Below are 25,916 nucleotides of genomic sequence, written 5' to 3'. Positions count from 1 at the left end.
ATGTCCTTCGACTTCGACAAGATGCTCGGCATGATCGAGGCCAAGCAGTGGGCGCTGGCCGATATCGACTGGGACGCACCGGGCGCCGAGCTCATCGCCCCGGACCTGCACGCCAAGCTCAAGCCCTTCATGGCCGATCTGATGTGGATCGAGAACGTGGGCGCGCGCGGGTTCGCGGCCATGGCGCAGAAGGCGCCCACCGAGACCCTCAAGCAGATCTACCGGTACTTCCACGCCGAGGAACAGCGGCACGCCAACGCCGAACTGGCGCTCATGCGGCGCTGGGGGATGCTCGACGGGGACGAGATCCCGGAGCCGAACATCAACGTGAAGCTGGTGATCGACTTCCTGGACAAGCACGCGGACGACATGTCGCTCTCGTTCCTGGGCACCGTCATCCCCATGCTCGAGGTGGCGCTGGACGGCGCGCTCATCAAGTTCATCACCGACGAGATCGAGGACCCGGTCGCGCAGGAGGTGTTCAAGCGGATCAACAACGACGAATCCCGGCATCTGGCCACCGATTACGCGGTCATGGAGCTGCTCGGGCACGCCACCGCGCGCAAGCTCGCCGCCGAACTGGTCGGCGGCTGGGTCAAGCCGTCGTTCCTCATCGGGGTGCTCAGCTACGTGCCGCTGCTGAACAAGATGCGCGACAACATCGTCGAGATGGGCGTGGACGAGGAGAAGCTCTACGCGGCCATGCGCAAGTTCAAGGCGGTGGGCGAGCGGACCCCGATCGCGAACCGGGTGCCGATGTACCGGATCGTCAAGATGCACAGCGGCTGGGTGATCAATCGCGATCATCCCTACCACCTGTTCGCCGACGCCATGGTCAAGGTGACCGCGCGGATTCCCGAACGCTTCCTGGGCGCGGCGCCGAGCTGGTCCAAGGAACTCACGTACGAGCCGGTCGCGTGAGCGCCATGAACAAGCCGCTGGACGTGGCCGTCATCGGCGCTGGATTCGCCGGTATCGGCGCGGCGATCCGGTTGCGGCAGAAGGGCATCACCGACTTCGCGATCTTCGAGCGCGATACCCGGGTCGGCGGGACCTGGCGGGACAACACCTATCCGGGCGCGGCCTGCGACATCCCGTCGCGGCTGTACTCGTTCGGGTTCGCCCCGAATCCGGACTGGTCCCACACCTACTCCGGCAGCGGCGAGATCCTGGGCTACATCGAGTCCATGGTGGAGAAGTTCGGGATTCGCCCCTACATTCGCTTCGGGCACACCGTGACCGGGATGGTGTTCGACGAGACCAGCGGTCTGTGGGACATCTCCTTCGGCGCCGGTCGGCGAAAGGTGAAGGCGCGCACGGTCATCGTCGCGTCGGGACCGCTGTCCAACGCCAGCTTCCCGAAGATGCCGGGCATCGACAGCTACACCGGGCACAAGATCCACAGTGCCCGCTGGGATCACGACTACGACTTCGCCGGTAAGAAGGTGGCGGTGATCGGCACCGGCGCGAGCGCGGTGCAGATCATTCCGGAGCTGGTGAACACGGCCGCCTCGGTCAAGGTGTTCCAGCGGACCCCGGGCTGGGTGCTGCCCCGGGTGAACCGGCGCACGAACGCGGTGACCAAGCAGCTGTACCGGCAGGCGCCGCTGACCCAGAAGCTGGCGCGCGACGCGTGGTTCTGGGGCCACGAGTCGGTGGCCCTGGGCGTCGTGTGGACCTCGCCGCTGACGCGCGTGGTGGAGTCGGTTGCACTGGCGCACTTGCGATCCCAGGTTCGGGACCCGTGGCTCCGGCGGCAGCTCACCCCGGACTTCCGGGCCGGATGCAAGCGGCTGCTGATCAGCAACGACTACTACCCGGCGCTGCAGCGCGAGAACTGCAAGCTCATCACCTGGCCCATCGCGCAGCTGTCGCCGAACGGCATCCGCACCGCCGAGGGCATCGAGCACCAGGCCGACTGCATCGTGTTTGCGACGGGCTTCGATGTGTCCAAAGCCGGTGCACCCATTCCCATCACGGGGCGGGACGGGCGCGTGCTCGGTGAGGAGTGGAGCCGGGGCGCGTACGCGTACAAGAGCGTCACCGTCGCCGGCTACCCGAATCTGTTCCTGACCTTCGGGCCGAACTCGGGACCGGGGCACAATTCGGCGCTGGTCTACATGGAAGCCCAGATCGAGTACCTGACCGACGCGATCGCGCTCCTGCTGAAGCGGGATCTGCGGATGCTCGAGGTGCGCCGCGACCGGCAGGACCGCTACAACGCCCGCATCCAGGCGCGCCTCGGGGCCACCACCTGGAACTCGGGCTGCCGCAGCTGGTATCTCACCGAGGACGGTTTCAACTCGACCATGTTCCCCGGCTTCGGCACGCAGTTCGTGCGGCAACTCGCCCGGGTGGAGCCGGACGACTTCCTGCTCACCCCGCGGGACGCGGCCCGGGTCACGGGTGCCGACCACGGAATTCCCGTCTCGCTCGGCTAATGTCGTCACCGGGGGTGCCGCCCGTCTCCGCGATGCTCACGCGTCCCGGGGCGTGGGCGGCGGCCCCGGTCGACCGGCAACCGCGCGACAGGGAGGGCGAGCACAGGATGGCGGAGTACCGCATCGACGATCTCGCCCAGGCCGCGGGGATGACCACCCGCAACGTGCGCGCGTATCAGGAACGCGGCCTGCTGCCCACGCCGACGCGGCGCAGCGGGCGCGCGCTCATCTACGACGAGTCGCACCTGGGCCGGCTGCGCATCATCGACGCGCTGCTGCAGCGCGGCTTCACCTCCGCGCACATCGCGGACTTCATCACGAGCTGGGAGACGGGCAAAGATCTGACCGAGGTGCTCGGGCTCCAGCAGGCGGTCACCGCCACGTGGGGGAAATCCGAAGCGCCACTGGAGGTTCCGCGCGAGCTGGTGGATACCTTCCTCGGTGATGCGGAGTCGGCCCCGGTGACAGGGGCCGAGCTCGAGCGCCTGGAGGACCTGGGCCTCATCCGCTCGCACGCGGACACCGTCGAATTCACCCAGCCCGAACTGCTCGCGACCTTCGCCGCGTTGCACGGCTACGGCTACGGTCTGGACGGCCTCATCGACGTGTACGCCGAGGTCGGGCAGCGGGTCGACGACATCGCCCGGCTCATGGTGACCGCGGCCAAGGATCAGATCATCACCGACCACGGCCCGGGCTGGCTGCCGGACACCGACGCCGAAACCGCCGCGCTCACGAAGATGCTCAACCATCTGCGTGAACTCGGTGTGACTGCGGTCCAGAACACCCTCGCCCAGGCGCTGGATCGCGTCCTGCAGAAGGAACTCGGCTCGTATCTGGAGACGGCCGCCGAACAGCGCGGGGCGGAAAAGCGGCCGCAGACCTGACGGTGGGCGCCGTCCGCGCGGGTCGCCGCGTTCACTTGTTCGGTGCCGCCGAGGCGTCGACCAGGGGGATCGTTGATGTGCTGGCCACGACACAATGCGAGCCGGACGTTTAGCTTGGCGAAGGGGTTGCTACCGTGACGCGGTGACCCGAGCCACTGACGCGACCCAGACCGAAGCCCCGGCGGACGACGCCGTGCGGGCGTACTTCCTGCCGCTCGGCGCGGTCTCGGACGGTTACGACCGCCTGCTCGCGACCGAGTCGACCACCAGCGTGTGGGCCTCGACCATGCAGCACGGCGCGCCGCCCTCGGCGCTGCTCGCGCGGGCGGTCGAGTTGTGCGAGCCCCGGGCGGACGCGCGCATCGCGCGGCTGACCATGGAGATCCTGGGTCCGATCCCGGTGGCGGAGATCGATGTCCGGGCCTGGATCGAGCGGCCGGGCCGTCGCGTGGAACTGGTCGCGGCCGAACTCGCGTCGATCCAGCCCGACGGGTCGCGCCGCGTGGTCGCCACCGCGCGGGCCTGGCGCATCGGCACGAGCGATACCGAAGCGGTCGCCTGGGCCGGCGACCGCGCCCTGCCGCCCGTGCCCGAACTCGACGCCATCGACTGGGAGTTCCCGCCGGGCTGGGATGTCGGCTACGTCAAGACCGTGGACATGCGCCCGGTCTCGGACGCCGGCGGCGCGCGCCGGGTGTGGGTGCGCCCGCGCGGCGTCGTCGTGGAGGGTGAGGAGATCAGCCCCCTCGTGCGGGTGTTCTCGGTCGCCGACGTCGCCAACGGCGTTGGGGCCCGCCTGGATCCGGCGCAGTACACGTTCCTCAACACCGATCTGACCGTGGACCTCTACCGGCTGCCGGTCGGCGAGTGGATCGGCCTGGCGGTCGAGACCTCCATCGGCCCGGACGGTGTCGGCATGTGTGCCACCGAGCTGTACGACGAGCGCGGCCCGATCGGCCGGGTGCTGCAGATTCTCGAGGTCCGCGCCCGCGGCTGATCCGCCGGCGGTACGTGCTGCGCTACCGCCGATGTCCCTGCGAGGGTGTGTGTCCGGAGTGTCGTCCGTAACTGGTCGCGGTGGTCCACCACATCCCGGCTCGACATCCGGCCACACCCACGGTGACAAGGCTGAGCATCCAGAGCGCGAGCACAGTCTCACCGCTCGAATTCGACGACGACATCGTGCACGAGCACGGCGAAAATGGCGGTGTCCCAGGGATCGGCGTCGGCCCCGTCGAGGATCGCGTCCAGCAGTGGCGCGTACACCAGGTTGCCCTGCCCGTGATAACCCGCTGCCCGCGCACTGGCCAGCACGGCCTGAATCACCAAGGCGTACATGCCCGCTCGCGAGGCGGCGATGACGCTACCGTCGCTCTCGATCCGCCGCAGCAGTTTCTCGGTGCACTCGATGACTTCGGTGAGCGCGCGGATCTCGATGTCGCGCAGTGCGCCGAAGTCCCGGATGGGGGTGGAGTCGGAAAGATCGAACATGGTGGGACCTCCCGTGTTTCGGGTGGTGAGGGGGGTGGATGGGTGCGTGGGGACAAGCACAGCAGCCGGTTGTGGATCGAATTGTGAATTCTGAATATTCAGATCAGTTCATGCAAAACGCCATGATGCGACTCGGATTGGCGGAGGATTGTTAGGCACATTTCGGTCGATCGATTATTCGGATTCGAGGTGCCAGCCATGCCGGAGCTTGATGAAGGTTTGTCGTCCACCCTGCTGCGTCGTCAGTTGGGTCGGTTCCTGCGAGAGGCTCGGGAGGGGACCGGCCTGTCAATCGTGAACGCGGCCAAGGAAGTTCAACTGAGTTTCAACGCGTTGCAACGTTTGGAGACCGGCCGGACGGCGAACCCGCGCCGGCAGGATGTCCGTGAGCTGTGCTCGCTATACGACGTCGACGCCGAGGAGACCGAACGTGCCGTCGGCCTGGCTTCGCGTGCCGCCGCGACAAGGGGCGAGAACGATGTGACCGCGATGGGCGGCCTTTTCTCGGACGCCTTCAACATGTATGTGGCGATGGAGCGCTCGGCTCGGCAGTTGCTCTCCTACCAGGAGCTGATCCCCGGCCTGCTGCAGACCGCAGAGTATGCACGGGCGATGACTCGTGCGTTCTTCGTCAACGGCACACACGAGGACATCGAGCGGCGCGTCCGAATCCGGCTCGATCGCCAGGTGCTGATCACCCGCAAAACGCGCCCGCTCGAGTTGGACGTGCTACTCCACGAGTCGGCGTTGCACCGCAGGGTCGGTGGCTCCGAGGTGATGGCCAACCAACTTCGGGAACTCGCCGAGGTCAGCAAACGCCCGAATGTCCGTGTCCGCGTACACCCGTTCTCGGCCGGATCGGTCTGGGGATTGCCCGCATTCCCGTTCGTACTGCTCGACTTCGGCACCGACGCCAGGGGCAAGCCCATCGAACCGCCCATCGTCTACCTCGACGGCGCGATGAGCAGCGATCTCTACATAGAGAAGCGCGAGGTAGTAGCGCGTTACCATGAGTTCGCCGATGCCCTGCGTCGCGACGCACTGGACGAGGCGACAACGCGAGACGTATTGCGCCAGGCTGCAAGGAGATTCGACAGTGAACGCTGATTCGGCAGCGCCGCGGTGGTTCAAGAGCAGCTACAGCGAGACCAGCGGCCAATGCGTGGAGGTAGCCTTCCTCGCCGCCGACGCGGTCGGCGTCCGCGACTCGAAGAACCCGTCGGCCGGCGCGCTCGTCTTCAGCTCCAAACAGTGGGCAGTCTTTACCTCGGCCCTCGGCAACAGCGGATTCGCCCCCTCCGAATAGCCCGAACGATCGAACTCACCGGCGGAAGATCATCCGGCCGGTTCGGCCAGCGCGATCGGCGGCAGTTGCGGACGTTCTCGCGCATGCGGGTGCGGATGGTTCTCTTTGGCATCGGATGGGCGGCGCACCTCGCAGCGGCGAATTATCGTGCACTATCGCCGGAGATCTGGCGGAAACCGCCACTGAAGGGCCGATAGTGCACGATAAGTAGGGAGTCGCGCTGAATTCGGCGTGTCAGTGCGTTAGCTGCTGCTGAACCGGCGTGGCCGGTTGATCTTTCGCTCGCAGCACCACGTGCGAGGTGGAAGAGGCTGCCGGTGTGCGCTTTGACGGTGGCGGCGGTGACCCGCATCCGGGCCGCGATATTCGGGTTGCCCAGCCCCTCCGCGACGGCTCGTGCGGGTGCGTCTCCGGCAGCGAACGACCGATACGGCCTGATATCGATTGAACTGCAGTTTGTGCGTATCGTCCCGGCGTCGTCGGTCGATTTCTAGGGACGCTGCCCGATGATCGAGTTCACCGCGACGCCGATGTGGTGAACGTTGGCGCGGTCCTGGTCGATCGGCGCGCTTTCCTGTTCGGACGCGGGCCCGCTCTGGATGTTGAGTATTGATCGGCCGTTTCGGTCATTGTCGACCGAGACGACGATGGTTGAGCCGTGGCTGGTGAGGCTGGTTCCGGTGAGTGCGGTGCATCGGAGGTTCTTCCAATCGATGTCGGGCGTGCGAGTGGGAATGTGCTCCAGCGCGCGCAGGGCCGCCGAGAACACTCGATGTGGCGCGGAATCCACTGGGAATCGCGCGACTTGCGCGCCCCGGACCGGGAAGATGTCGAACTCGTGGACCGTGCTGTTGCTCGAAGCCTTCAGCCGGCGGACAAACACCCAGGTTGTTCCGGCCACCACTGCCGCTAACAGACCGAAGCCCACCGCGACCGAGCCACTCGCACCGAGAATCGACACAAGCAGCCACACCGCCACCGCGGCGCCGGACACGATCGGAATGAACGAGGTCGCGCTTGGTTCCACGAAATGGCTGTCTCGAGTTCGAGTCGAGGTCTGCGAGCGACCCAAGCCCCGCTGTTCCGGCTGACTCGATATCTGGGTCTGGTTGCGTGCGCGACGAACAAGGACCGTGGCGATGACGGCCATGCCCAGAACGAATCCGGTCCCCGCGATGCCCGCTGCCACTCCCATGCTCTGCCAGGCGTCCGAGGGGGTTCCCTCGCCGACCGCGACCGTTACACCGGTCGTGTAATCGGCTGTCAGCCTGTAGATTCCGCCTTGATCGGCGTGGAACGTGTATCCCGCGCGGCCTTCGACATCGTTGATGCCGTAGGACATCGTCGAGGTGACGCTCTGTAACCGGACGAGTTCGCCGTTGGGGTCGGTCAGGGTTACGGCGACGTCCTCGGCCGGCGGTCGTTCCCCCGCGCCCGCGTATTCGAAATGAATGGTGTAGTCGCGATCCGCGGCCAGCATGATTTGACCGGAGCCGGGTGTCTCGATGCGCTGGAACTGTCCGATCTTGTCGGGAAGTTGGACCAGAGAATTGATTCCGAAGATCGCGGCACCGATGATCCCTGCCACGATCGCGGCGATACCCGGGACGATCCACCACAGCGACGGCGTGGGTTGCGGAGGCCGGGACCAGGTCGGCTGCGGCTGTGGGTATCCCGGATAGCCCATGTCGAATCCTCTGTGGCGGTGCTGGACTCGGCCCAGCACGGCGTTCCCGGCCCGGTCGAGTAAACCCGAGTAGAACGGAGCACGCCTATTTCGTGTCAATACACAACACTACAATGCGACTCCGACAGACGGTGCGGCGTTCGGGAGCGCCGCCCAGCGATTCGTTCGACCGCGACAAGCTCCGGCTTTCGAGAGACGGTGTCGGCCTGCGCGCTATCGGGATTCAGTCGGTGCCACAAGCAGACTCGGATGGTAGTGCTGCATTTCGATGAGGATGGCCTCGACCGAGTAGGGGTGAAGTCTTTCCGGGGATAGGAGTATTGCCCTATGGCCCCGAGCATTCGACGCCGTCGCTTGGAGCACAGGTCCGTCCAACGGCATTGTCGGCTCCCACGGCGCCCGCTCGTTGAGGATGATCTCGACCGTGTAGGAAGGTCCGATCCTGCGTAACCGGACCGCGGCTACCCGGTGCCAGAGAATCTTGTCCATCTCCGGAATCAGGACGCCTTCTCGGTCGAGGACGAGTTCGGGCTTGTTTCGAATCAACGCTGCCCACGAAACCGCAGTGGCTCCCAGAGAAAGCACGAGCATGCCTCCGCCGTACACGATTCGCTGCGGCAGGCCCATCTCCTCGACCAAGATAAAGAGAACGGCCATCACAACAAACACCGGGGAAAGTGCGGCGAACATGATCTGCACAGCGCGCGAACCCGGATAGATCGTCTGTTCGCTCATCGATTCCCCAACACCCAGATCTCTACCCGCGCCGCCGTGACCTCAGCACGCCCTCGGCCGCAGGATTGCTCCGAACTCGACCCGTCGCATCACCGCCCCACGGCTGGCCGTTATGCCGATCCTCCCCGACCCGGGCTCCGAACTCAACTCCCGCTGAACCGCACCCGAGCGAGCCGGCGAGCAGATCTGGAGACGTCCCATCGCATGCGAATCTTCCGGTTCAATGCTGTTGTAGGTCAGCTTGGTTCATCACTTTGGGGTCGAGTCCCGATGTCGCGCACGGCAACGCCGATGCGGTAGACGTTGGCGCGGTCTCTGCCGGGGGAGGAGGGGCGGGACGGACCTGGCGGACCGCTTTGGATGTCGACGACGGATCCACCGTTGCCATCGTCCTCGACCGAGACGTGGATGGCTTCACCGTAGCCGCTCAGACCGTATCCGGTCAGTGCCGTGCATCGCCTGTTTTCCCAATCGATCTCGACCGTGCGGGGCGGGATTTCCTCCAATGCGCGCATCGCGGCAGAGAACACTCGAGCCGGTGGTTTCGATACCGGGAAACGCGCGAACTGAGAGTCGTGGACGGGAAGGATGTCGAACCCGCGGATCTCCCGGCTGTCGAGGTGCTCGGGGCGACGAATCAGGAGCCAGATGCCGCCGACCACGATGGCGGCCGCCACCGCGTATCCACCGGCAACCAGGTTGCTTTCGCCGAGAATGACCGCCACTGCACCCACCAGGAGTGCGATACCGCTGATCACTCGGATGAATGTGTCGATAGGTACTCCCACCAGCGGCCTTTCAGTCCTATGGGATTCGAGGTGATTGATACTCGATGGAGAATCTGACGCCGGGCAGCCTCGGAGCATTCGGCCGACCACGAGATCGCCGACGAAGAAACATCATCGGCGGTGTCGCTAACCGGCCCAGAACCCGATGAGATCCTTTTTCTCGGTGACGGATCGGCGGAACCACATGGCGAGAGGACCCGCATAGCCGCCGTGGTCGTCGGGGCCCGCGGCGTTGGCTTCCCATTCGGGTAGCAGTTCGGCGCAGCTTTCCTTGCCGATAGAGCCCCAGCCGCACGAGTCGGTGAAGGGAAACAGGTCGCCATCCATGTCGCCGGCCAGGCTGAGGATCTCCTCGGGAAGTCGCTTGTAGCCGAACCAGAAATTGACGTCACCGATGTAGGGGCCGAGATCCTCGCAGACCAGTTCCAGCGCGGAGATGTAGCCATCGGCGTGGTTCTCTTCGAACGGCCCGCCGGCGAAGATCGCCTGGAGTGCCTGCGGATGCTGCGCGTCCTCGCAGCGGTAGCACTCCTCGCACTCGGCGCCTTCGCAGTCCGCGGCATCGCACGGCTCGCAACAGCCTTCGCCGGGATCATGGTTCGGCAGTTCGGCCAGCAGCCGCTCGAGAAACTCCTCGTCCTTGGACCCGATAACGGCCTCGATCTCCGCGAGATCGACCAGATACACGTGCAAGATATGTGACACGCTCGAATTCTATTCAGCACCAATGACATCTGGGCCTGGTTGAGTTGACCGCCCAGGGTTCGGCTTGGGGAATGAGGGCCGCCTTCGGGTGCGTTTCAAGGACTACCTCGTAACGGCATTCGTGTCGGCAGATCGTTGTCTAACAATCTGATTGGCCTTCCAGATAGCCGGGTAGCCACCTTCGGGGAGGAAGAGGCTGCCCGACATGCCATGTAGGCACGTTTCACTGTTCCGCGTCGCGGACCAGCAGCGCGATCTGTACCCGATTGGTGACTCCCAGCTTCGTGAACAGGTTGCCGGTGTGCGCCTTGACCGTGGCGACGGTGACACGCATCCGGGCCGCGACCTCCGGATTGCCGAGCCCATCCGCGATGGCCCGCGCGGTCTCCAGCTCGCGTTCGGACAGGGCGGACAGGCGTTTTCGTGCGGCAGCGCGGGAACCGGCGCGGGACTCGGCGGAACCCGGGCCGGTGGCCGCGGCGATCACACGTGCGGTGACCGTGGGGGACAGCACCGGGTCGCCGGCCGCGACGGTGCGTACCGCTTCGGCGATTCGAGCGGGTGGGGTGTCCTTCAGGACGAAGCCGAGGGCCCCGGCGCGCAGGGCGCCGAGTACCAACTCGTCGGAGTCGAAGGTGGTCAGCATCAGGATCGCCGGTGCGGAGGGGACGGTGCGCAGGTACCGCGTGGTGTCGACGCCGTCGCGGCCGGGCATTCGCACATCCATCAGCACCACGTCAGGACGGTATTCGTCGACGACCTCGATCGCGGCGTCCCCGTCGGCTGCCTCCGCGACGACGGTCAGATCCGGTTCACCGTCGATCACCAGGCGCAGGGCCATTCGGACCAGCTGGTCGTCGTCGACGATGACCACGCGCACAGGTTCCTGTTCACTGTGCACTCATGCTCTTTTCTCGCGGTCGTGCTCCGGCCAGGGAAGGTGCGCGGTGAGAACGTACCCGTCGTCGGAAGTGCGGTGATGGTCGAGTCTGCCACCGGCGAGGGAGATTCGTTCGGCGAGGCCCAGCAGACCGAAACCCGAGGCCGGCGGCCGGGAGACAGGCGCGGCGGCCGCTGAATTGCGGACGCTGACGTGCAATTCCCGGCCGGGCGTGCCGGCCACGGTGATGTGCACCGCCGCGGACGGCGCGTGCTTCGCGGCGTTGGTCAGTCCCTCCTGAACCACCCGATAGCCGGTCCGCCCAAGAGTTTCGGGCGGAGAGGCCGTCACCGTGCTGGCGAGCGTTATGTCCAAACCTGACGAGCGAGCGTCCGCCACCAGATCAGGGATCCGGTCCAGTGTGGGTTGCGGGGGTTCGGGGCGGTCGGTGTCGGCGCGAAGAACGCCGAGCACGTCCCGAAGTTCTTCCAGCGCTTGGCGAGAGCCGTCGGCGATCCCGCGGATCAGCGTGCGTTTGTCCGTGTCCGCGAGGTCGTCGCGGTGTTCCAGGACCCCGGCCTGCATGGCCACCAGCGAGATTCGGTGCGCGAGTACATCGTGCATTTCCCGGGCGATGCGGTTGCGTTCGGTGGCCTGTGCCTGCGCCGTGCGGGCGGCCTGTTCGCGTTCCGCGCTGTCGGCGCGGTCCCGCAGCGAGCGCAGTTCCGAGCGCCGGGCGTCGATGGCCACCCCGGTTGCCACCGCGATCCCCGCGCTCGCCACCGGCAGCGCGAGTGACAGCCAGATCGGGGCCGGTGGCGTGTCGAGGGGGTACAGGTGCTCGCTGAACTGCGCCGCCGCCACATACGCCGACACGACCACTCCCAGCTCGACCGGACGGCGGCGAGTAGCGAGCGAGCACAGGGCCAGCAGCGCCGCACCCGTGGCCAATGCCGATGCGGCCGAAGCGGTCACGACCACCAGGGCGACGGTGAACGGAAAGCGCCGCCGCCACAGCAGTGCCGTCAAGCAGCCGAGGGCGATCAGCGGATCACCGGTGATGAACCAGGAGCAGGTATCGGCCGCACAACCCACCGGCAGCGCCGTGGCGACGGAGAACCAGAAGACCGTGCCGAGTATCGCGGCCGCCGCCAGCCGCCAGGTCTGCTGCCATGCTCCGAGCCGAGGAGCGCCGACGGTGTCCATCGGGCCATTATCGCGACACCCACCCGCCGGAAGCAGCAGCCCAGCGGCCGATGCGCGATGCGACTCGGGTCGGACAGCCGCCTCGACTTTCGTCGAACACGAGGCCCCTCGCCGGAGCGATGTGCGGGCCGAGGGGGCGCGAAAGACTTGCCGTATGAGTCGACAACAGTTTCGAAATCTGAGTCTGCTGGCCGTACTCGGGCTCGCCGCGGCGCTGGTCGGGGCCTTCGTCGTGACCGCCCGGCCGACCGAAGACCCCGTGACGCAGGTGCGGTGGGGCGCTTGTCCGGAGGGCGTCGAGGATCCCGCGTCCGGGCCCGCCCGATTGCAGTGCGCGACTGTGCCGGTACCCCTGAATTACAGCGAACCCGACGGCGAGCGGATCGAGATCATGATCTCTCGGCTGGCGAGCGGGAATCCCGGCAAGCGGCGCGGGGTGTTGTTGCTCAACCCCGGTGGCCCGGGCGGCTCGGGACTGGATCAGCCCGCGTTCCTGGCCGCGCAGGGACTGCCCGCCGACGTGCTGGACAGCTACGACGTGATCGGCATGGATACCCGTGGTGTAGGACGTTCGGCGGCGGTGAGCTGCGGATTCACCGATGACCAAACGTATTTCGGCAACATCCCGCCGTATGCGGCGAACGACGCTGCGGTCACCGAGCGGGCCGCGGTCGCGCAGGGCGTCGCCGAACAGTGCGCGGCCAATGATCACGAGGGCCGGTTGCGGTACATATCGACGGCGAACATGGCCCGTGATCTGGACCGGATCCGGGCGGCGCTGGGTGAGGAGAAGGCCAGCTTCCTCGGCTATTCCTACGGGACCGCGCTGGGCGCCGCCTACGCCTCGATGTTCCCGGAGCAGGCCGACCGCATCATCCTCGACAGCAATATCGGCAACACCTATCTCGACCACGACGGGATGCGCCTGTACGGCCTCGGAATGGAGGAGACGTTCCCCGACTTCGCCGCGTGGGCCGCCGCGCGCCACGACACCTACGGTCTGGGCCGCACCCCCGAGGAAGTGCGGGCGACGTACCTCACCCTCGCCGAGCGGCTCGACGCGAACCCGGTGGATGGGTTGGACGGCGGCCTCTTCCGGTTCGGCGCCTTCTTCACGCTCTATCGCTCGACGCTGTACGCGCCGACGGCCGAGAGCTGGAAGACACTGCTGGAAACCGGACGTCCGGGACCCGAGGGCGGCCGCCCGCCCGGTACCGGCGCACCCGCGCCGACCGATAACGCCTGGACGGTCTTTCTCGCTGTGACCTGCAACGATGTCGAGTGGCCCGAGGATGTCCGGACCTACCACCGTGCTGTCGCCGAGGATCGGGAACGCTACCCGCTCTACGGCGCCGCCGCCGCGAACGTGATGCCCTGCGCCTACTGGAAGCTAGGCCCGTCCGAGCCGCCGGTACGGATCGACAACACCGGCCCGGCCGACGTACTGATCGTGCAGAACCGCCACGACCCGGTCACCCCGCTCCGCGGCGGCGAGCTGCTCGACGAAAAGTTCGGTGAGCGTTCACGTTTGGTCACCGTCGACGGAAGCGGGCACGGGGCATACGTTCTCGGCGAGAACCGCTGTGCGACCGAGGTTGTCACCGGGTACCTGGTGGAGGGCGCGATGCCGGAGAACGACCTGACGTGTCAGGCGGGCTAATGCCGGTGCCGACCCAGCATGGTTCCGGACGGTGGTCGCCGGCGCGGTCCCTGCCGTCCCGGGGCCGCTCGTCGGCTCGCACAGTCACCTGTTGCGAGCGATCGGTCGCGCTTCACCGCAGCTGTTCACCGAGAACGGGTCTGTCGTGGTGCGGCCGTGGACCTCGAACCGTCACGGACGCCAGGCCTTCCACGGTTCCGTGCTTACCGCCTCGGTCAGCGCGGTATGCGGCAGTAGCGGATGGCCACCGGTGGCGTGGACTGAACCCTCCTCGTCGTAATTCGCCTGTGGCGGGTACGGAGGATCGTCTGGAGTTTCGCCTTCGAAGATGAACCGATATGCGCGGCCGAGGAAGTCATACAACAGTTCGTCGGAATCGATCGACACACCGGTCAACTGCTCGTAGTCATCGGCAGACATCCATCGTGACTGCAAGAGTTCTGCGAACTGGGTCCTGAGTTTCGCCGGAAAGTCCGGATTCAGTTCCAAGAACCGCGGGACCTTCAGTTGATCTCGTGCGAACTCGGACCAGTCGTAGAAGATCTCGTAGTTCATCGCACCCAGGATGTACTCCAACTCCTTCTCCACACCAGCAGCTTAGGTCTCCACTCGGCAACCTGAGCACTCGACAACACACCAAACTCGGCATGTGCGGGTGTTTATCGGGACGATCGACTCGGGAGACGCAACGGTTGAGGCATCCCTGCGCAGTGCAGATTTCCGCGCGTTCGAACTCGTTGTGATTAGCATCGGCGTTCATGTCCGAGCATGAACATGTCCTCGACTGGCTACAGAGCTGGTACGCCGCGCAGTGCGACGGCGACTGGGAACACGGATGGGGTGTGCGGATCGGGACGCTCGACAACCCGGCTGGATCGTCGAGATCAACCTCGAGCAAACAGATCTGGAAGATCAGAAATATCCTCGACAGCAGATCGACCGGAGCGAGCACGATTGGGTTCATGCGTGGACCGCTGGGCGGACCTTCCACCTGGCCTGTGGTCCGCGCAACCTGACCGAGGCGCTCGCTCTGTTTCGCGTCTGGGCATCGACGCGAGACTGAGCAGTGCGGCGTCTGTGCCGATCAGCGCCGAACCCTTCAGCGATGGTGCGTTCGGAAGCGCCGGCGGCCAACCGGGTCGAGGTGTCGAGAGTCTTGCGTCACTGCCTGACCATGGCGAACCCGGATCTCGCGACCTCGAGGCCACCGATGATCGCCACCACCACGCCCACCTTGTGCAACGAGATCACCGGTGTCTCGATATCGCGGGCGAACAACCACAGCGCCAGGCCGACGGCTAGCACTGCGACGCCGATCAGGATCGAAATGACGTGGTTGCGCATGCTTCTCCTTCGATTACAGGTTTCGCACAGCCCCGCGGCTGTCATTTGCTAACACGACTGTACTACCATAACGCAGGTGCCCAAACTCATCGACCATGCGCAGCGACAGCAGGAGATTGCCGAGGCGGTCTGGCGGGTGATCCAGCGCGACGGTGTCAGCGCGGTATCGGTCCGGGATGTGGCCGCGGAGGCCGGGATTTCGGCCGGATCCCTGCGGCACGTGTTCGCCAGTAAGGCGGAACTGCTGGCGTACTCGATGCGGCTGGTGCAGAAGCGAGTTCGCGAACGGGCCGAGGCGCATGCGGCGATCACCGACCCCTGGGAACGAGCTCTCGCGGTCATCGCCGAGTTTCTGCCGCTCGACGCCAATCGGCGCTGCGAGATAGATGTCAATCTCGCACTCGTCGCCGAGAGTCCGGCACACCCCCTACTGAAAGACATTGCGCTGGACGCCTACCGGGAACTGCGCGCGGGTTGCGTGACGGTGCTGACCCGGCTGGCCGATTGTGGACTGATCAGGCCCGCACTCGACCTCGATGCCGAAGCGACCCGACTGCACGCACTGATCGACGGTGTAGCCCTGCACGCACTGATCGGCGATGCCGACGCTGCGCACACGGCAGAGGGCGTCATTGCTCATCATCTGCGGACCCTCGCCTGAAACCCGGGAGAAGGGGAGTATCCGCATGAAATCGGCCGTCACCGGTGGGCGCGGTTACGCGTCGGACCATGACTTGCGGCCGGTCCGTCCATCCTGCTTGCCAAGTGCAGTCCGGCACCGCCGCAACGAGTTACGCCTCTGTGAGAGGCATCGGCGCGTACGGGGTGGGGAAGGCGTGATTGTCGTCTACCTGGACGGGCCTGCCCAGTTGGGGGAACGCCCGCTGGCCGCAGTCGGCGCGTTCGCAGACCTTGCAGCCCGCGCCGATGGGGACCGCCGAGCGGGGATCGTCGATCGGCAGGCTGTGGGAGTAGACCAGTTTGTGGGCGTAGGCCAGGTCGCAGCCGAGGCCGATCGCGAACTCCCTTTTGGGGGAGAGATATCCGGGGGTGTTCTCGTCGGTCGTGCGGGCCAGCCACAGGTAATTGCGGCCGTCGGGCATTTGCGCGATCTGGGTGCGGATCCGGCCGGGAGTCGAGAACGCCTCGTGTACCACCCACAGGGGGCAGCTGCCGCCTACCCGGGAGAAGTGGAAAGCGGTGGCGGACTGGCGTTTCGAGATATTGCCCGCCCTGTCGGTGCGGACGAAGAAGAACGGCACGCCGCGCTCGCCGGGGCGTTGCAGGGTCGAGAGGCGGTGGCAGACGGTCTCGAAGCCGACCTCGAATTTCGATGACAGCAACTCGATGTCGTAGCGCAGGGATTCCGCCGCATCGCGGAACTGCCTGTACGGCAAGATCAATGCCCCGGCGAAATAGTTCGCCAAGCCGATCCGCAGGACGCCCTGTGAGCGTTCGGGTACCGACTCCGCCGCGTCGATGAGCGCGGCCATGGTCGCGGATTGAGTGAGAAAAGCCAGCTGCGTGGCCAATTGGAAAGCGCGCTGGCCGGGGGAGAGCCGGCGGGCCAGTACCAGCAGGCGATCGTTCGGGTCGTAGCTGCGCTTGGGGCCGGGCGCGTCCGGATCGTCCGTGCGGATCATGACCGCGACACCGTGCTGTTCCCGCAGTATCCGCGTCAGTTGCAGATCCAGACCGCCGATCGTCAAACCGTTGCGCGCGAACAGCTCTTCGGCGGCGGCGTCGAGTTCGGGTATGTGATTGCGCCGGTCGTAGAAGTAGTCCCGGACATCCTCGTAGGGGCGCGACACCGTGGGATCGGTTGTCCCACCGTCTATTCCGGCCGACATCCGCTCGATCTGCTCGGTCGCCCCGCGCAGCCGGCGATGCAGCCCGACCAGCATGTGCGCGGCCGCCGGAACGCGAGCCACCAGATCGTCGATCTCCGCCGTGGTGATCCCCGGACCGTCGGCGCCCTCGAGGCCAAGCGTCATCCCGGAGTCGTCGGCGAACACATCGTGCAGCGCGGCGATCAGCCGGGCATCGGTGTCGGCGGCGAAGAACCCCATGTCCAGATCGAAGGTGGAGTTGAGCCGCAGCAGCACCGGGACGGTCAGCGGGCGCTGGTCGTGCTCGAGCTGATTGATGTAGCTGACCGATAGCCCCAGGGTCTTGGCCATGGCGGACTGCGACAGGCCGCGCTGCTCCCGCAAAGTGCGCAACCGCCCGCCCGCATACATCTTCTGCATGTCGCCCAATCTAGCAACACGCACTTTTACAACTTTCACAGTTTCACAGCCCCGCTTCCGCAAAAATCGGCATTTGCGGGGTATTTCCGGCTTCCACGGCGCTGTGTAGCGTGCGAAAAGTACCGATGAATTCGATCCGAATCCGTTTCCAGGAGGTCCCGGCCCGTGAAGAACCATCTCGTCCGCACCCACCGCTCCGCGGAAGTCTTCCCGCGTGAGGAGCACCTGGCCTGGCGTATCGCCGAGGTCGCCGCGGATGCCGTGGAGGTTGCTCCGGAGACCGAGGAGATGATCGTCAACCGGATCATCGACAATGCCGCCGTGGCCGCCGCCTCGGTCACCCGCCGCCCGGTGGCCAACGCCCGCGCCCAGGCGCAGCGCCACGCCTACACCCCGGGCGCGACCGTTTTCGGCATCGAGGGGACCTTCTCCCCGGAGTGGGCCGCCTGGGCCAACGGCGTCGCGGTCCGCGAACTCGACTTCCACGACACCTTCCTGGCCGCGGAGTACTCGCACCCGGGCGACAACATCCCCTCGATCCTGGCCGTCGCGCAGCACACCGGCCGCAGCGGCCGCGACCTGATCCGCGGTCTCGCAACGGGTTACGAGATCCAGGTCGACCTGGTCAAGGGAATCTGCCTGCACGAGCACAAGATCGACCATGTCGCGCACCTCGGCCCCTCGGCCGCCGCCGGCATCGGCACCCTGCTCGGCCTGGACACCGAGGTCATCTACCAGGCCGTCGGCCAGGCGCTGCACACCACGACCGCCACCCGGCAGTCCCGCAAGGGCGAGATCTCCAGCTGGAAGGCGTACGCCCCGGCGTTCGCGGGCAAGATGGCCGTCGAGGCCGTGGACCGCGCGCTGCGCGGCGAGGGCGCGCCCTCGCCCATCTGGGAGGGCGAGGACGGCGTCATCGCGTGGCTGCTCGGCGGTCCGACCAAGGAATACACCGTCCCGCTGCCCGGCCCGGGCGAGGCCAAGCGCGGCATCCTGGACACCTACACCAAGGAACACTCGGCCGAGTACCAGTCGCAGGCCCCGATCGACCTGGCGTTCCGCCTGCGTGAGCGGGTCGGCGACCTGAGCCAGATCGCCTCGATCGTGCTGCACACCAGCCACCACACCCACTACGTGATCGGCACCGGCTCCAACGACCCGCAGAAGTTCGACCCCAAGGCTTCTCGCGAGACCCTGGACCACTCGATCATGTACATCTTCGCGGTCGCGCTGCAGGACGGCGAGTGGCACCACGAGCGCTCCTACGCCCCCGAGCGCGCGCAGCGGCCCGACACCGTCGAGCTGTGGAACAAGATCTCCACCGCCGAGGACGCGGAGTGGACCCGCCGCTACCACTCGATCGACCCGAACGAGAAGGCCTTCGGCGCGCGCGCCGAGGTGACGCTGAAGAGCGGCGAGGTCATCGTGGACGAGCTGGCGGTCGCCGACGCGCACCCGCTGGGCGCGCGGCCCTTCGCCCGCGACCAGTACATCGCCAAATTCCGCACCCTCGCCGAGGGCGTCATCGCCCCCGCAGAGCAGGACCGCTTCCTCGAAGTGGTCCAGCGCGCGGGCGAGCTGTCTGCCGCAGAGCTCTCCGAGCTGAACTTCGTCGTCTCGGCAGACGTGCTCGCCCGCGCGCCCCAGTCCCCGAAGGGTCTCTTCTGATGACCGGCCTCCTCGCCGCCACCACCTCCGCCGCCGACAAGCGCGCGGCTTTCAAGGCCGGACTGACCTCGGGACGCATCCAGCGCTTCCCCGGAGCCTTCAATCCGTTGGTGGCCAAGCTGATTCAAGAGATCGGCTTCGAAGGCGTCTACGTCTCGGGCGCGGTGCTGTCGGCCGACCTGGGACTGCCCGACATCGGCCTCACCACCCTCACCGAGGTTGCCGGGCGCGGACAGCAGATCGCCCGGGTCACCGATCTGCCGGTGCTCATCGACGCCGACACCGGTTTCGGCGAGCCCATGAGCGCGGCCCGCACGGTCACCGTCATGGAGGACGCGGGAATCGCGGGACTGCACCTGGAGGACCAGGTCAATCCCAAGCGCTGCGGTCATCTCGACGGCAAGGCCGTGGTGCCCACCGAGGACATGGTCCGGCGGTTGAGCGCGGCCGTCGCCGCGCGCCGGGATCCGAACTTCGTGATCTGCGCGCGCACCGACGCCGCGGGGATCGAGGGCATCGATGCGGCGATCGATCGGGCCAAGGCGTACGCCGACGCCGGCGCGGACCTCATCTTCACCGAGGCGCTGCACACCCCGGCGGAATTCGAGAAGTTCCGGGCAGCGGTCTCGATTCCGCTGCTGGCCAACATGACCGAGTTCGGTAAGTCCGAATTGCTCGCGGCCGAAGTACTCGATTCGATCGGCTTCAACGCGGTCATCTACCCGGTCACCACACTTCGCCTGGCCATGTTCGCGGCCGAGGCGGGACTGCGTGAGATCTATACGCAGGGAACACAAGCGGGGCTCCTGGACAAGATGCAGCATCGCAGCCGTCTGTACGAGCTCCTGCAGTACGAGCGCTACAACGAATTCGACACGGATATCTTCAATTTCACTCTGGGGAGGAACCAATGAGTGCCGTATCGCGGAGCGATTCTGTGGGGGGTGGTGGTCGGGCGGCGGGTGGGCCGGAGACCGCGATTCAGGCCATATACAAAGGTCTCGCCGGCGTCGTCGTCGACACCACCTCGGTCTCCAAGGTGGTGCCGGAAACCAACTCGCTGACCTACCGCGGCTACGCGGTGCAGGATCTGGCGGCCAACTGCAGTTTCGAACAGGTCGCCTACCTGCTGTGGTACGGCGAACTGCCCAATGACACCCAACTGTCACAGTTCCTGCAGCAGGAACGCGCATCTCGGCGCGCGGACCGCTCGCTGCTGTCGCTCATCGCCAAGATGCCCGACAACTGCCACCCGATGGACGTGGTCCGCACCGCCATCAGCTGGCTCGGCGCGGAGGACCCCGAGGAGTGGGACAACTCGCCGAAGGCCAACCGCGCCAAGGCTCTTCGCATGATGGCCGTGCTGCCCACCATCGTGGCCGCCGACCATCGCAAGCGGCACGGGCTCGAGCCCATCGCTCCGCACTCGCACCTGGGCTTCGCGGAGAACTTCCTGAACATGTGCTTCGGGAAGGTCCCGGCGCCGGAGCTGGTCAAGGCGTTCGAGGTCTCGCTGATCCTCTACGCGGAGCACAGCTTCAACGCCTCCACCTTCGCCGCCCGGGTGGTCACCTCCACCCTGTCGGACATCTACAGCGCGGTCACCGCCGCCATCGGAGCGCTCAAGGGCCCGCTGCACGGCGGCGCCAACGAGGCGGTCATGCACGACATGATCGAGATCGGCGATCCGGCGCTGGCCGAGGAGTGGATGCGCAACAAGCTGGCCAACAAGGAAAAGGTCATGGGCTTCGGCCATCGGGTCTACAAGAACGGTGATTCGCGGGTTCCGACCATGAAGCAGGCCTTCCTGGACATCGCGGCCGCCACCGACGGTCAGCGGTGGGTGCAGATGTACGAGATCCTCGACAGGACCATGACCGAGGCCACCGGCATCAAGCCGAACCTCGACTTCCCCACGGGCCCGGCGTATTACCTGCTGGGCTTCGACATCGAGGTGTTCACGCCCATCTTCGTGATGAGCCGTATCACCGGCTGGACCGCGCACATCATCGAACAGGGTGAATCCAACGCGCTGATCCGTCCGCTGAGTGAATACGTCGGCGTGCCACAGCGTTCCGTCGTCGCCTGATATCGACGTCCGGAACCGGGACGGCCCGCGCACACCCGCGCGGGCCGTCCACCGTTTTGCCCTGCGACATAACGCATTCGAGACTCTCCGACTCATGAGGTAGATCCACGTATGTTCTCCAAAGTGCTGGTGGCCAATCGCGGCGAGATCGCCATTCGCGCGTTCCGGGCCGCGTACGAACTCGGCGCGAACACCGTCGCGGTCTTCCCGTACGAGGACCGCAATTCCCCGCACCGGCTCAAGGCCGACGAATCGTACGAGATCGGTGAGGTCGGGCACCCGGTCCGCGCGTACCTGTCGGTGGACGAGATCATCGCGGCGGCACGGCGTTCGGGCGCGGACGCGGTGTATCCCGGCTACGGCTTCCTGTCGGAGAACCCGGCGCTGGCCGCGGCGTGCGCGGCGGCGGGGATTACCTTCATCGGGCCGTCGGCGGAGATTCTGGAGTGGACCGGTAACAAGGCCACGGCCATCGCCGCGGCCAAGGCCGCCGGGCTGCCGGTGCTCGCCTCGTGTGCGCCGTCCGCGGATGTGGACGAGCTCGTGAAGGCGTCGGAGAGCATGGAGTTCCCGGTCTTCGTGAAGGCCGTGGCCGGCGGCGGCGGGCGCGGTATGCGCCGCGTGGAGGACGCCGTGCTGTTGCGCGAGGCCATCGAAGCCGCAGCGCGCGAAGCGGAGTCGGCGTTCGGCGACCCGACGGTGTTCCTGGAGCAGGCGGTGATCAATCCGCGCCATATCGAGGTACAGATTCTGGCCGACACCCACGGCAATGTCATTCACCTGTACGAGCGCGACTGCTCGCTGCAGCGCAGGCATCAGAAGGTGATCGAGCTCGCCCCCGCCCCGAACCTGGATCCTGCACTGCGCGATCGTATCTGCGCGGACGCGGTCGCGTTCGCGAAGCAGATCGGGTACAGCTGCGCGGGGACCGTGGAGTTCCTGCTCGACGAGCGCGGCAGGCACGTGTTCATCGAGATGAATCCGCGTATTCAGGTGGAGCACACGGTGACCGAGGAGATCACCGATGTGGATCTGGTGCAGTCGCAGATGCGGATCGCGGCGGGGGAGTCGCTGGCGGATCTGGGTTTGAGCCAGGAGTCGATCGTCATCCGGGGCGCGGCGTTGCAGTGCCGCATCACGACCGAGGATCCGGCCAACGGATTCCGCCCCGACACCGGGCGCATCACCGGGTATCGCTCACCGGGCGGTGCGGGCGTGCGTCTCGATGGTGGCGCGAACGTCGGCGCGGAAGTGGGCGGCTACTTCGACTCCATGCTCGTCAAGCTCACCTGTCGCGGGCGCGACTTTCCCACGGCGGTGGCTCGAGCCCGGCGCGCCGTGACCGAGTTCCGCATTCGCGGTCTCGCCACCAATATCGGCTTCCTACAGGCTGTTCTGGACGACCCGGACTTCCGGGCCGGGCGGGTCACCACGTCGTTCATCGACGAGCGGCCCGAACTGCGCACCCGGCGCACCTCGGCCGATCGCGCGTCGAAGATCCTGGACTATCTGGCCGATATCACGGTGAACAAGCCGCATGGCCCGCGCCCGACCAAGGTGTACCCGCACGACAAACTGCCGGCCATCGATCTGGCCGTGCCGCCGCCGGCGGGCAGCCGCCAGCGGCTTCTGGAGCTCGGGCCGGAGGGGTTCGCGCGGGCGCTGCGCGAGCAGAAGGCCCTCGCCGTCACCGACACGACGTTCCGCGACGCACACCAGTCGCTGCTCGCCACCCGCGTGCGCACCAACGGCCTGCTCGATGTCGCGGGGCACGTGGCGCGCATGACGCCGGAGCTGCTGTCCATCGAATGCTGGGGCGGCGCAACCTATGACGTGGCGCTGCGGTTCCTGTACGAGGACCCGTGGGAGCGCCTCGCCGCGCTGCGCGAGGCGGTGCCGAACATCAACCTGCAGATGCTGCTGCGGGGCCGCAACACCGTCGGATACACCCCGTACCCCGAAAAGGTCACGCGCGCATTTGTTTCCGAGGCCGCGGCGACCGGCATCGACATCTTCCGCATCTTCGACGCCCTCAACAACGTCGACCAGATGCGCCCCGCGATCGACGCGGTCCGCGAAACCGGCACCACGCTGGCCGAAGTCGCGCTCTCGTACACCGGCGACCTGTCGAACCCGGACGAGGATCTGTACACCCTCGACTACTACCTGAAGCTGGCCGAGCAGATCGTGGAAGCCGGTGCGCACGTCATCGGCATCAAGGACATGGCCGGGCTGCTGCGCGCTCCGGCCGCGACGACGCTGGTGACGGCGTTGCGCCGTGAGTTCGATCTGCCCGTGCACGTGCACACCCACGACACCCCCGGCGGTCAGCTCGCGACCTACCTCGCCGCCTGGCAGGCCGGAGCCGACGCGGTCGACGGCGCGAGCGCGCCCATGGCGGGAACCACGAGTCAGCCCGCGCTGTCGGCGATCGTCGCCGCGACGGCGAATTCGCCGCACGACACCGGTCTGGACCTGCAGAACGTGTGCGACCTCGAGCCGTACTGGGAAGCACTGCGAAAGGTATACGCGCCTTTCGAATCCGGGCTGCCGGGTCCGACCGGTCGCGTGTACACCCACGAGATTCCGGGTGGTCAGCTCTCGAATCTGCGTCAGCAGGCCATCGCGCTGGGTCTGGGTGATCAGTTCGAGGAGGTCGAGGCGAAATACGCTGCTGCGGACAGGCTCCTGGGCCGGCTGGTCAAGGTCACCCCGTCCTCGAAGGTCGTCGGCGACCTCGCACTCGCCCTCGTCGGCAAGAACGTCGAGATCGACGACTTCGCCGCGGACCCCGCGCGTTTCGACGTCCCCGATTCGGTGATCGGTTTCCTGCGCGGGGAACTCGGCACCCCGGCGGGCGGCTGGCCCGAGCCCTTCCGCAGCCGTGCGCTGGCCGGGCGCGGCCCGGCCAAGCCGGAGACCCGGCTCACCGCCGAGGACGAGGCGGGCCTGAACGGCAGTTCCGAGGAGCGCCGCGCCACGCTCAACAACCTGCTGTTCCCCGGACCGACCGCCGAGTTCCGCGCGCACCGTGAGAAGTACGGCGACATCTCCGCCCTGTCCGCCAACCAGTTCTTCTACGGTCTGCGTCACGACGAGGAGCACCGCGTCCAGCTCGACAAGGGCGTCACCCTGCTGATCAACCTCGAAGCGGTCTCCGAGCCCGACGATCGCGGCCTGCGCACCGTCGTCTGCCTGCTCAACGGTCAGCTCCGCCAGGTCCAGGTCCGCGACCGCTCCCTCGCCCAGCAGGTTCCCCTCGCCGAGAAGGCCGACCCCGCCGACCCGGCCCAGCTGGCCGCGCCCTTCTCCGGAGTGGTGACCGTCGCGGTGTCCCAGGGCGACCGCGTCGAGGCCGGTGACACCGTGGCCACCATCGAGGCCATGAAGATGGAGGCCGCGATCACCGCACCCCGCGCGGGCGTGGTCGATCGCGTGGCGATCGGCAGGGGCCGGCAGGTCGACGGCGGGGATCTGTTGCTGGTGCTTTCGGGGAGCTGACCGAGCAGCTGTCAAGGCATGTGTCCACCAACTGAAACAGGTTCTAGAAATACTTGCTTCGGTCGCCTAGGGTGCAGGTGAATCGGCGTGAGAGTCGCTTCGCCGACCTTGGGAAGGGAAGTGTCCCGGTGGACATCACAGCCGCGGTTGCGCGTGGGGCGCAGGCCCCGCTCGGGCTCGAAGCCATCACCCTCGAGGAGCCCCGCGCCGACGAGGTGCTGGTGCGGATCGTCGCGAGCGGGGTGTGCCACACCGACCTGGTGACCAAGAGCGTGTTCCCGGCGGAGCTGCCGATCGTGCTGGGGCACGAGGGCTCGGGCATCGTCGAGCAGGTCGGCTCGGATGTGGACGACGTCAAGGTCGGCGATCACGTGCTGCTGACCTACAGCAGCTGCGGGGACTGCGGGCAGTGCGCGGCCGGCGTGCCGTCCTACTGCGAGAACTTCGTGGTGCGCAACACCTCGGGCGGCCGCTCCGACTTCACCTCACCGCTGAGCCAGGACGGCGAGCGGGTGATGGGCGTGTTCTTCGGGCAGTCCAGCTTCGCGACCCACGCGCTGGTCTCGCGGCGCAGCGTGGTCGTGGTGGACGACGACGTCGATCTCGTCGCCAGCTCCCCGTTCGGCTGCGGTGTGCAGACCGGCGCGGGCGCGGTCGCCAACGTCATGCGGCCTGCGGCCCATGAGTCCATCGTGATCTTCGGGGTCGGCGGAGTCGGCATGTCCGCGCTGCTGGCCGCGCGGGCGCTCGGGGTCGAGAACGTGGTCGCGGTCGATCTGTCGGCCGAAAGGCTCACCCTGGCAAAGGAACTCGGAGCGGCGGCGACCATCGACGGCGCGGCCGAGGATGTCGTGGCCCAGATCCAGGCGGCGACCGGCGGCGGCGCGAACTTCGCCTTGGACACCACCGCGGCCAATCCGGTCATCGCCAAGGCGCTGCTGGCGCTGGCCCCGCGCGGCACCCTCGTGCTGGTCGGGCTGGGCGAGGCCACCATGGACTTCGAGATCGGTCATCTCATCGGCAACGGCAAGGCCGTGCGCGGCTGCATCGAAGGCAGCTGTGACCCGCAGGAATTCATCCCGCAGCTGATCGAATGGCATCGGGCGGGCAAGTTCCCGATCGAGAAGATCTCCCGGCGCTACGCGTTCGACGAGATCAACACCGCCCTGCACGACGCCCACGCGGGTACGACCATCAAGCCCATCCTGGTGCTGTGAACCGCATGCACCCGGCGTGATCGCCGGGCACGAGATGGATCGAGGGCCGCACCGGATACCGG

The 25,916-nt window shown here is 66.7% G+C and carries 23 protein-coding genes and 1 pseudogene; 14 read left to right on the top strand and 10 right to left on the bottom strand.

The window, feature by feature from the left end:
- The 4 genes from ACFVBH_RS12095 (at position 1) to ACFVBH_RS12080 (ending at position 4,325) form a co-directional block, all read left to right on the top strand.
- A complete protein-coding gene (locus tag ACFVBH_RS12095; RefSeq protein WP_379001332.1) occupies positions 1 to 921 on the top strand; it encodes a ferritin-like domain-containing protein in 921 nt (306 codons plus the stop codon).
- Between the two features lie 5 nt (positions 922 to 926).
- Entirely contained in the window at positions 927 to 2,441 is a 1,515-nt protein-coding gene (locus ACFVBH_RS12090; protein WP_354990459.1) for an NAD(P)/FAD-dependent oxidoreductase, read from the top strand.
- A gap of 107 nt (positions 2,442 to 2,548) precedes the next feature.
- On the top strand, positions 2,549 to 3,328 hold the full coding sequence (locus ACFVBH_RS12085; RefSeq protein ID WP_379001331.1) for a MerR family transcriptional regulator: 780 nt from the start codon (positions 2,549 to 2,551) through the stop codon (positions 3,326 to 3,328).
- A 142-nt stretch (positions 3,329 to 3,470) separates the two neighbouring features.
- On the top strand, positions 3,471 to 4,325 hold the full coding sequence (locus ACFVBH_RS12080) for a thioesterase family protein (RefSeq protein ID WP_379001330.1): 855 nt from the start codon (positions 3,471 to 3,473) through the stop codon (positions 4,323 to 4,325).
- A gap of 158 nt (positions 4,326 to 4,483) precedes the next feature.
- Here ACFVBH_RS12080 and ACFVBH_RS12075 read toward each other — a convergent pair whose 3' ends face one another.
- Positions 4,484 to 4,819 carry a hypothetical protein gene (locus tag ACFVBH_RS12075; RefSeq protein ID WP_354990450.1) on the bottom strand — a complete coding sequence of 112 codons (336 nt, stop codon included), beginning with the start codon at positions 4,817 to 4,819 and terminating at the stop codon, positions 4,484 to 4,486.
- Positions 4,820 to 5,017: 198 nt separating this feature from the next.
- Between ACFVBH_RS12075 and ACFVBH_RS12070 the strand changes: the two genes are divergently transcribed.
- Both ACFVBH_RS12070 and ACFVBH_RS12065 read left to right on the top strand, forming a co-directional pair.
- Positions 5,018 to 5,926: a helix-turn-helix transcriptional regulator gene (locus ACFVBH_RS12070; RefSeq protein WP_354990449.1), complete on the top strand. Its 909-nt coding sequence runs from the start codon at positions 5,018 to 5,020 to the stop codon at positions 5,924 to 5,926.
- Complete coding sequence (locus tag ACFVBH_RS12065) at positions 5,916 to 6,125, top strand: DUF397 domain-containing protein (RefSeq protein ID WP_379001329.1); 210 nt, start codon at positions 5,916 to 5,918, stop codon at positions 6,123 to 6,125. The genes ACFVBH_RS12070 and ACFVBH_RS12065 overlap by 11 nt, the downstream gene beginning before the upstream one ends.
- A gap of 490 nt (positions 6,126 to 6,615) precedes the next feature.
- Here ACFVBH_RS12065 and ACFVBH_RS12060 read toward each other — a convergent pair whose 3' ends face one another.
- The 6 genes from ACFVBH_RS12060 to ACFVBH_RS12035 form a co-directional block, all read right to left on the bottom strand.
- Complete coding sequence (locus tag ACFVBH_RS12060; RefSeq protein ID WP_379001328.1) at positions 6,616 to 7,467, bottom strand: hypothetical protein; 852 nt, start codon at positions 7,465 to 7,467, stop codon at positions 6,616 to 6,618.
- Positions 7,468 to 8,025: 558 nt separating this feature from the next.
- On the bottom strand, positions 8,026 to 8,547 hold the full coding sequence (locus ACFVBH_RS12055) for a hypothetical protein (protein ID WP_379001327.1): 522 nt from the start codon (positions 8,545 to 8,547) through the stop codon (positions 8,026 to 8,028).
- A gap of 236 nt (positions 8,548 to 8,783) precedes the next feature.
- The gene (locus ACFVBH_RS12050; protein ID WP_379001326.1) at positions 8,784 to 9,305 is read right to left on the bottom strand and encodes a hypothetical protein; all 522 of its coding nucleotides are present in this window, start codon (positions 9,303 to 9,305) and stop codon (positions 8,784 to 8,786) included.
- 156 nt (positions 9,306 to 9,461) lie between these two features.
- Positions 9,462 to 10,040: a hypothetical protein gene (locus tag ACFVBH_RS12045; RefSeq protein ID WP_379001325.1), complete on the bottom strand. Its 579-nt coding sequence runs from the start codon at positions 10,038 to 10,040 to the stop codon at positions 9,462 to 9,464.
- Positions 10,041 to 10,263: 223 nt separating this feature from the next.
- Positions 10,264 to 10,941, bottom strand: coding sequence for a response regulator (locus ACFVBH_RS12040; RefSeq protein ID WP_379001324.1), 678 nt, complete (start codon positions 10,939 to 10,941; stop codon positions 10,264 to 10,266).
- Positions 10,942 to 12,126, bottom strand: a complete 1,185-nt coding sequence (locus tag ACFVBH_RS12035) for a sensor histidine kinase (protein WP_379001323.1) — start codon at positions 12,124 to 12,126, stop codon at positions 10,942 to 10,944.
- 154 nt (positions 12,127 to 12,280) lie between these two features.
- Here ACFVBH_RS12035 and ACFVBH_RS12030 point away from each other — a divergent pair, with 154 nt between their 5' ends.
- Positions 12,281 to 13,786 carry an alpha/beta hydrolase gene (locus ACFVBH_RS12030; RefSeq protein WP_379001322.1) on the top strand — a complete coding sequence of 502 codons (1,506 nt, stop codon included), beginning with the start codon at positions 12,281 to 12,283 and terminating at the stop codon, positions 13,784 to 13,786.
- 171 nt (positions 13,787 to 13,957) lie between these two features.
- On the opposite strand, the gene ACFVBH_RS12025 is transcribed toward ACFVBH_RS12030, so the two are convergent.
- A complete protein-coding gene (locus ACFVBH_RS12025) occupies positions 13,958 to 14,374 on the bottom strand; it encodes a hypothetical protein (RefSeq protein WP_379001321.1) in 417 nt (138 codons plus the stop codon).
- A 170-nt stretch (positions 14,375 to 14,544) separates the two neighbouring features.
- On the opposite strand from ACFVBH_RS12025, the pseudogene ACFVBH_RS12020 reads away from it, so the two are divergent.
- Positions 14,545 to 14,849: pseudogene (locus tag ACFVBH_RS12020) on the top strand (immunity 53 family protein).
- Positions 14,850 to 14,947: 98 nt separating this feature from the next.
- Here the strand turns inward: ACFVBH_RS12020 and ACFVBH_RS12015 are convergent.
- Positions 14,948 to 15,130, bottom strand: coding sequence for a DUF5708 family protein (locus ACFVBH_RS12015; protein WP_354990438.1), 183 nt, complete (start codon positions 15,128 to 15,130; stop codon positions 14,948 to 14,950).
- Between the two features lie 76 nt (positions 15,131 to 15,206).
- Here ACFVBH_RS12015 and ACFVBH_RS12010 point away from each other — a divergent pair, with 76 nt between their 5' ends.
- Positions 15,207 to 15,791, top strand: coding sequence for a TetR/AcrR family transcriptional regulator (locus tag ACFVBH_RS12010; protein ID WP_379001320.1), 585 nt, complete (start codon positions 15,207 to 15,209; stop codon positions 15,789 to 15,791).
- Positions 15,792 to 15,921: 130 nt separating this feature from the next.
- Here the strand turns inward: ACFVBH_RS12010 and ACFVBH_RS12005 are convergent, their stop codons facing one another.
- On the bottom strand, positions 15,922 to 17,379 hold the full coding sequence (locus tag ACFVBH_RS12005) for a short-chain fatty acyl-CoA regulator family protein (RefSeq protein ID WP_379001319.1): 1,458 nt from the start codon (positions 17,377 to 17,379) through the stop codon (positions 15,922 to 15,924).
- Between the two features lie 165 nt (positions 17,380 to 17,544).
- Between ACFVBH_RS12005 and prpD the strand changes: the two genes are divergently transcribed.
- The 5 genes from prpD (at position 17,545) to ACFVBH_RS11980 (ending at position 25,854) form a co-directional block, all read left to right on the top strand.
- The gene (gene prpD / locus ACFVBH_RS12000) at positions 17,545 to 19,047 is read left to right on the top strand and encodes a 2-methylcitrate dehydratase PrpD (protein WP_379001318.1); all 1,503 of its coding nucleotides are present in this window, start codon (positions 17,545 to 17,547) and stop codon (positions 19,045 to 19,047) included.
- On the top strand, positions 19,047 to 19,961 hold the full coding sequence (prpB, locus tag ACFVBH_RS11995) for a methylisocitrate lyase (protein ID WP_379001317.1): 915 nt from the start codon (positions 19,047 to 19,049) through the stop codon (positions 19,959 to 19,961). The genes prpD and prpB overlap by 1 nt, the downstream gene beginning before the upstream one ends.
- Positions 19,958 to 21,136 (top strand): bifunctional 2-methylcitrate synthase/citrate synthase, encoded by a 1,179-nt coding sequence (locus ACFVBH_RS11990; RefSeq protein ID WP_379001316.1) that lies wholly within the window; start codon positions 19,958 to 19,960, stop codon positions 21,134 to 21,136. The genes prpB and ACFVBH_RS11990 overlap by 4 nt, the downstream gene beginning before the upstream one ends.
- A gap of 111 nt (positions 21,137 to 21,247) precedes the next feature.
- Positions 21,248 to 24,637, top strand: a complete 3,390-nt coding sequence (locus ACFVBH_RS11985) for a pyruvate carboxylase (RefSeq protein WP_379001315.1) — start codon at positions 21,248 to 21,250, stop codon at positions 24,635 to 24,637.
- A 128-nt stretch (positions 24,638 to 24,765) separates the two neighbouring features.
- Positions 24,766 to 25,854: an NAD(P)-dependent alcohol dehydrogenase gene (locus tag ACFVBH_RS11980; protein ID WP_354989307.1), complete on the top strand. Its 1,089-nt coding sequence runs from the start codon at positions 24,766 to 24,768 to the stop codon at positions 25,852 to 25,854.
- The last annotated feature ends 62 nt before the right edge of the window (positions 25,855 to 25,916 follow it).

Source organism: Nocardia sp. NPDC057668 (genome assembly GCF_042799795.1).
In the GTDB taxonomy this organism is placed as follows: domain Bacteria; phylum Actinomycetota; class Actinomycetes; order Mycobacteriales; family Mycobacteriaceae; genus Nocardia.
Note: the sequence above shows the minus strand (reverse complement) of the source record. Positions and strands in the feature narration are given on the sequence as shown.